The sequence below is a fragment of the Stenotrophomonas sp. STEN020 genome (assembly GCF_056760195.1).
This window is the reverse complement of the sequence record NZ_JBRREI010000102.1, coordinates 1-5,632: the sequence shown is the minus strand read 5'-3', so window position 1 is coordinate 5,632 and position 5,632 is coordinate 1. Positions and strand designations below refer to the sequence as shown.

Below are 5,632 nucleotides of genomic sequence, written 5' to 3'. Positions count from 1 at the left end.
CCCCCCCCCCCCCCCCCCCCCCCCCCCCCCCCCCCCCCCCCCCCCCCCCCCCCCCCCCCACGGCGCCGCCGGCCCCCCCCCCCCCCCCCCCCCCCCCCCCCCCCCCACTACAGGTCGGGTTTGCTGGTAAGGCCCCTGCCGAGCATGGCTCGGCACTACAGGTCGGGTTTGCTGGTAAGGCCTCTGCCGAGCATGGCTCGGCACTACAGAAGCTTGCTCAGCGATACACCACATGGCGCAGCAGCAGGAAATTGATCAACGCCAGCCCTCCCTCGACCACTGGCTTGGCCAACCACGCATACTGCAGGCCAAGTGACTGTGCGACCCAATCGATCAGCCAAGTACTGATCACGGTCATCAGCAGCCACAGTGCCGCAAAGCGCGCAAAGCGCTTCCAACCATGGCGCTGCTCGCCCTGTGCGGCAAAGGTGTAGCGGCCATTGAGCCAGAAACCAAGCACCGCACCACTGATCCGCCCGAGCAGATTGCCTGGTGCCACTGGCAGGCCGAGCGCGGTGGCGGCGACAAACACGCCCCAGTCCAATCCCAGCTGCAGCAGGCCAATGGCGATGTATTGGCTACCTTGGCGGAACAGGCTCATGGACGCGGCGGTTCGGGTGATGGCCTGCAATGCTACCCCCTTGCGCTTAGAATCCAGAGACTCTCGAAGGAAGCTGTACGCATGACCCAGCCGCTGCACGTCATCATCCTCGCCGCCGGTGCCGGCAAGCGCATGAAATCGCTGTTGCCCAAGGTGCTGCAACCCATCGCCGGCCAGCCGATGCTGGCCCACGTGATTGCTACCGCACGGGAGCTGCAGCCAGCCGGCATCCACGTGGTCTATGGCCATGGTGGCGAGGCCGTGCGTGCCGCCTTCGCCGATCAGCAGGACCTGCTGTGGGCCGAACAGAGCCAGCAACTGGGCACCGGCCATGCCGTGCAGCAGGCCATGCCCGATGTACCCGACACCGCGCAGGTGCTGGTGCTGTACGGCGATGTGCCGCTGATGCGCGCGCAGACGCTGAGCGCGCTGTTGAACAACGGCCCACGCCTGGCGGTACTGGTGGCCGAGCTGGATGACCCCAACGGTTACGGGCGTATCGTCCGTGATGCCGAAGGCAAGGTCGCAGCCATCGTCGAGCAGAAGGATGCCAGCGACGAGCAGAAGCGTATCCGCACGGTGAACACCGGCATCATCACCGCCGAATCCACCGCGCTGCGTCGCTGGCTGTCGGGTCTGTCCAACAGCAACGCGCAGGGCGAGTACTACCTGACCGACGTGTTCGCTTCGGCTGCCAACGAGTACGCGCCGGCAGAACTGGTGCTGGTGGGCGATGCGCAGGAAGCCGAGGGTGCGAATGATCCGTGGCAGCTGTCGCAGCTGGAACGGGCCTGGCAGCTGCGTGCGGCCAAGGCGCTGTGCGAGCAGGGCGCGCGCCTGCTGGATCCGTCGCGCTTCGACCAGCGTGGTACGGTCAAAGTCGGCCGCGATGTGCAGATCGACGCCAACGTGGTTCTGGAAGGCGAGGTCGAGCTCGGCGATGGCGTCAGCATCGGTGCCTTCGTGCGGCTGAAGGACGTCAAGCTCGGCGCTGGTACCGAAGTGCGTCCGCATTGTGATCTGGAAGGTGTGATCAGCGAAGGCGCGGCGCAGATCGGCCCGTTTGCACGACTGCGTCCGGGCACCGTGTTGGCCGATGGCGTGCACGTTGGCAACTTCGTGGAAACCAAGAAGACCACGCTGGGCAAGGGCAGCAAGGCCAACCATCTCACCTATCTGGGTGATGCGGTGATTGGCAGCGGCACCAATATCGGCGCCGGCACCATCACCTGCAACTACGATGGCGTGAACAAGTTCCAGACCACGATCGGTGACAAGGTGTTCGTGGGCTCCAACAGCTCGCTGGTCGCGCCGCTGACAATCGAGGACGGGGCCACCATTGGTGCCGGCTCGGTGATCACCCGCAACGCGCCGGCCGGTCAACTGACGGTGGCGCGCACACGTCAGCAGACGATTGAAGGCTGGGCGCGCCCTGTCAAAAGATCCTGAGCCAAGGTTGGCGCAGCGCGACGAGCTCGCGCTGCTGCCATTGATCGAAGCGCAGGCGGGTGAACGTCTGCGAGGACATCCGGCGGCTGGAATATTCGCAGCGAGTCCGACCGCGCCACACTTGTTTGAACAGGCCTGGCAGCGCGGAATGCTGTGGGTGGTTGCCAGCGAACAGGAACTGGCCGGTTACCTGATGGCTGGTGTGCTGGGTGAGGATTTCCATATCCAGCAGATGGATGTTGTACCGGCACATGGCCGCAAGGGACTGGGCCGGGCCTTGCTGAGGCATGCAATGGAACAGGCGCGGGCACGCGGACATCAGCGGGCGGTGCTGACTACCTTGAGCGATGTGGCCTGGAATGCGCCCTTCTATGCCAGCGAAGGCTTCCGCGAATGGCCGTCACAGGACTGGAGCGCAGGCATGCGCGAAGTGATGGCGGCCGAGGCAGCGGCAGGTTTTCCAATGGAACTGCGGCTGGCGATGCAGCGAGCGTTGGCATAGGTACAAGCCATTCCTTGTGGCAGCGGCGCAAGCTTTTGTAGGAGCAGCGTAAGCCGCGAAGCCGGGATACTTCAGATCTTCGGTCTAACTGGCACGGATGCCATGTCAGCTTCGCGGCTTACGCCGCTCCTACAAAAGGCATGGCTTTAGTCATGCGGCAACAGAATCGCCACGCACAGGCCGCCGTCCTTGCGGTTCTGCAATGAGATGCGGCCGCCGTGTGCTTCGATGATCTCGCGGGTCAATGCCAGGCCAAGGCCGGTGCCGTTGCGTTTGGTTGAATAGAACGGCATCAACGCGTTCTGCAGCACCGCTTCGTTCATGCCGGTACCGCGATCCAATACTTCGATGCGCAGCCAGTTGGGCAGTCGCGCGATACGGACTTCAACCGAATCATCCGCAGCGCCATTGTCAGCGCCGGCTTCATGCGCGTTCTTCAGCAGGTTCAACAATGCCTGCGAGAACTGCGATTGATCCAGGCGACTGTACTGCTCGTCCGCCATCGGCTCCATGTGGAAGCTGATCTGCTGCTGCAGGCCATGCAGGAATTGGCTCCAGGCAACGGTCTGCAGCTGCGGCTGCGGCAGCTTGGCGAAGCGCGCATATCCCCGAATAAAACCTTCCAGATGACGCGCGCGTTCTTCCACCGTGCCGAAGATATCTTCGAGGCGGTCATAACGACCACGTCGCACCAGCTCTGCGCCGGAGTGCGCCAGCGAGGCAATTGGAGCCAACGAATTATTGAGCTCGTGGCTGATGACGCGGATCACCTTCTTCCAGGTCTGCACTTCCTGGCGGCGCAGCTCGGCGGTGAGCAGGCGCAGCAGCAGCAGCTCGTGCGGGCGTCCATTCAAATGGAAGGCGCGGCGCGACAGGTGATAGATCTGCTCGTCGTCATCATCGTCTTCGGCCGCGTCCGGGTCACGCACTGCGAACAGGCTGTCGCCGCCACGGGCGATGGCATTGCGCAGCTCGATCGGCATGTTCTCCAGCAGCTCATGCATGCGCTGGCCTTCCAGCTTCCAACCACCATGCAGCAGCTTGCGCGCCGCAGTGTTGGAGAAGGTCACGCGTTGCACGCCATCGCCACCATCGGTCAGCAACAGCATCGCCACCGGCGTGTTCTGCACCATGGTGTCGAGCAGCAGCTCGCGCTGCACCAGCGATTGCCGTTGCTCGCGCAGCACATCGCCCAGCTCGGCATGGGCCTGCACCAGCTGCGCGAACTCATCATGTCCGCGCCAATGCACGCCGAAGTTGAACTCGCCATCGCGATAACTGCTGGTGGTGCCGGCCAGCGCCCGCAGCAGCGAGCGGATCGGCGCGGTGGCGCGGCTCAGGGCCCACCACATCGCCGCCAGCAGGAGCACGGTGGAAACACACACAACCACCCAGCCACGGTCCATCCAGTACGCCAGGAACCACGGCAGGGCTGCAGCAAGTGCCAGCACCGGCAGCAGGCGCAGAAACAGGGTGAAGGTGAAGGAGCGCGTTTTCACTGATGTGTGCTCACTCGCGCGGGATGCCGTGGCGATCCATGCGGCGGTACAGCGCCTGCCGGCTCAGGCCAAGTTCGGCGGCGGCTTGGGCAATGACGCCGCCAGCACGTTCCAAGGCGCTGACAATGTGTTCGCGGTCGGGTTCGTCTGCGGGTGCGGTAGGGCGTGCGGGCGCGCGTGGCAGGTTCAGGTCTGCAACTTCGATGCGCGGGCCTTGTGCCAGCAGGGCGGCGCGCTGGATCACATTGCGCAGCTCGCGGACGTTGCCCGGCCAGTTGTGACGTTGCAGCGCCTGCAACGCCGGTGCCGACAGCGGCTTGCCATCGGCGAGGAAGTACTGCGCCAGCGGCAGGATGTCCTCGCGGCGCTCGGCCAGCGCCGGCAGGCTCAGCTCGACGGTGTTGAGCCGGTAGTAGAGATCTTCGCGGAAGCTGCCGGCGCGGATCATCGCCGGCAGATCAGCATTGGTGGCGCTGACCACGCGCACTTTTACCTGTCGTTCGCGGTTGGAGCCCAGGCGCTCGAAGCGGCCGGTTTCCAGCACCCGCAGCAGTTTCATCTGCCCGGTCAGCGACAAGTTGCCGATTTCGTCGAGGAACAAAGTGCCGCCATCGGCGGCCTCGAACTTGCCCTCGCGGGCCTTGTTGGCACCGGTATAGGCGCCAGCTTCGGTACCGAACAGTTCGGCCTCGATCAGTTCAGAAGGAATGGCGCCGCAGTTCAGCGCAACAAACGGGCCTTTCTTGTGCGCCGAGTTGGCCTGGATGATCTCGGCGATTTTTTCCTTGCCGGCACCGTTCGGGCCGGTGATAAGCACCGGTAATTCCGAGCGCGCGACCTGGCAGGCGAGGGCGATGATGCGCTCGCTGGACGGGTCGGCGAACACCAGCCCACGCAGGTCGTAGCGGTCGTGCAGCGCCTGCTGCTGGCGCTGCTCGCGGGCGCGGCGGCGGGCCAGTTCGCGGCGCGCTTCGGCCAGTTCCAGCAGGTTGTTGACCGTGGTCAGCAGGCGGCCGTCGTCCCACGGCTTGGCCAGATAGTCGGAGGCGCCGGCCTTGACCAGTTCCACCGCGCTGTCCAGGTGTGTCCATGCCGTGAGCAGGATGACGGGCAGGTCCGGATGCGCCTGGCGGATGCGCCGGAACAGATCCTGGCCTTCTTCGCCGGAAGTGGTGTCGGCGGTGAAGTTCATGTCCTGCAGGACCAGATCGAATTCATGCTCGGCCAGCATCGCCAGGCCCTGCTCGGGCGAGGTGGCGTGGCGGGTGTCGATGTCGTGCAGGGAGAACAGCACATCCAGCGCGGTGGCCACGGCGGTGTTGTCGTCGATGATCAGGATCTGTGGCATCAGTTGTCGCAGAAGAAGATTGGGGGACGCAGCGCGGGCGCTGAAGTCAGCACATTACACGTTGCCGGCCGTGTTGGCAGGGTGTTCCACCGTGCTGGTGCAGGGTTGGGGGGCAAATGGATAAAGCCAATTAGCCCCCCCCGGGGGGGGGCTTTGGGCAGCCCCCGGGTGCGCACGCGGACCCGAAGATTTTGTAAGTGTTTGTTGGGGGAGGGCGGTAAGAAAAAACCCCC

Annotated in this window: 5 protein-coding genes; 2 read left to right on the top strand and 3 right to left on the bottom strand. The window is 64.6% G+C overall.

Annotated elements, in window-relative coordinates:
- Positions 1-217: 217 nt before the first annotated feature.
- The gene (locus tag ACVOLZ_RS21975; protein ID WP_481517984.1) at positions 218-601 is read right to left on the bottom strand and encodes a GtrA family protein; all 384 of its coding nucleotides are present in this window, start codon (positions 599-601) and stop codon (positions 218-220) included.
- Between the two features lie 81 nt (positions 602-682).
- On the opposite strand from ACVOLZ_RS21975, the gene glmU reads away from it, so the two are divergent.
- Both glmU and ACVOLZ_RS21965 read left to right on the top strand, forming a co-directional pair.
- Positions 683-2,050, top strand: a complete 1,368-nt coding sequence (gene glmU, locus ACVOLZ_RS21970) for a bifunctional UDP-N-acetylglucosamine diphosphorylase/glucosamine-1-phosphate N-acetyltransferase GlmU (RefSeq protein WP_481517983.1) — start codon at positions 683-685, stop codon at positions 2,048-2,050.
- Positions 2,034-2,552 carry a GNAT family N-acetyltransferase gene (locus tag ACVOLZ_RS21965; RefSeq protein ID WP_481517985.1) on the top strand — a complete coding sequence of 173 codons (519 nt, stop codon included), beginning with the start codon at positions 2,034-2,036 and terminating at the stop codon, positions 2,550-2,552. Before glmU ends, ACVOLZ_RS21965 begins: the two co-directional genes overlap by 17 nt.
- A 146-nt stretch (positions 2,553-2,698) precedes the next feature.
- Here the strand turns inward: ACVOLZ_RS21965 and ACVOLZ_RS21960 are convergent, their stop codons facing one another.
- Together ACVOLZ_RS21960 and ACVOLZ_RS21955 are read right to left on the bottom strand one after the other, a co-directional pair.
- Positions 2,699-4,051 carry a sensor histidine kinase gene (locus ACVOLZ_RS21960; protein ID WP_481517982.1) on the bottom strand — a complete coding sequence of 451 codons (1,353 nt, stop codon included), beginning with the start codon at positions 4,049-4,051 and terminating at the stop codon, positions 2,699-2,701.
- 10 nt (positions 4,052-4,061) lie between these two features.
- Entirely contained in the window at positions 4,062-5,399 is a 1,338-nt protein-coding gene (locus ACVOLZ_RS21955) for a sigma-54-dependent transcriptional regulator (protein ID WP_481517981.1), read from the bottom strand.
- Positions 5,400-5,632 lie beyond the last annotated feature (233 nt).

Excerpts from the sequence above, each read along its gene's own strand:
- ACVOLZ_RS21975 (WP_481517984.1), bottom strand. The coding sequence starts at position 601 with ATGAGCCTGTTCCGCCAAGGTAGCCAATACATCGCCATTGGCCTGCTG.
- glmU (WP_481517983.1), top strand. The coding sequence starts at position 683 with ATGACCCAGCCGCTGCACGTCATCATCCTCGCCGCCGGTGCCGGCAAG.
- ACVOLZ_RS21955 (WP_481517981.1), bottom strand. The coding sequence starts at position 5,399 with ATGCCACAGATCCTGATCATCGACGACAACACCGCCGTGGCCACCGCG.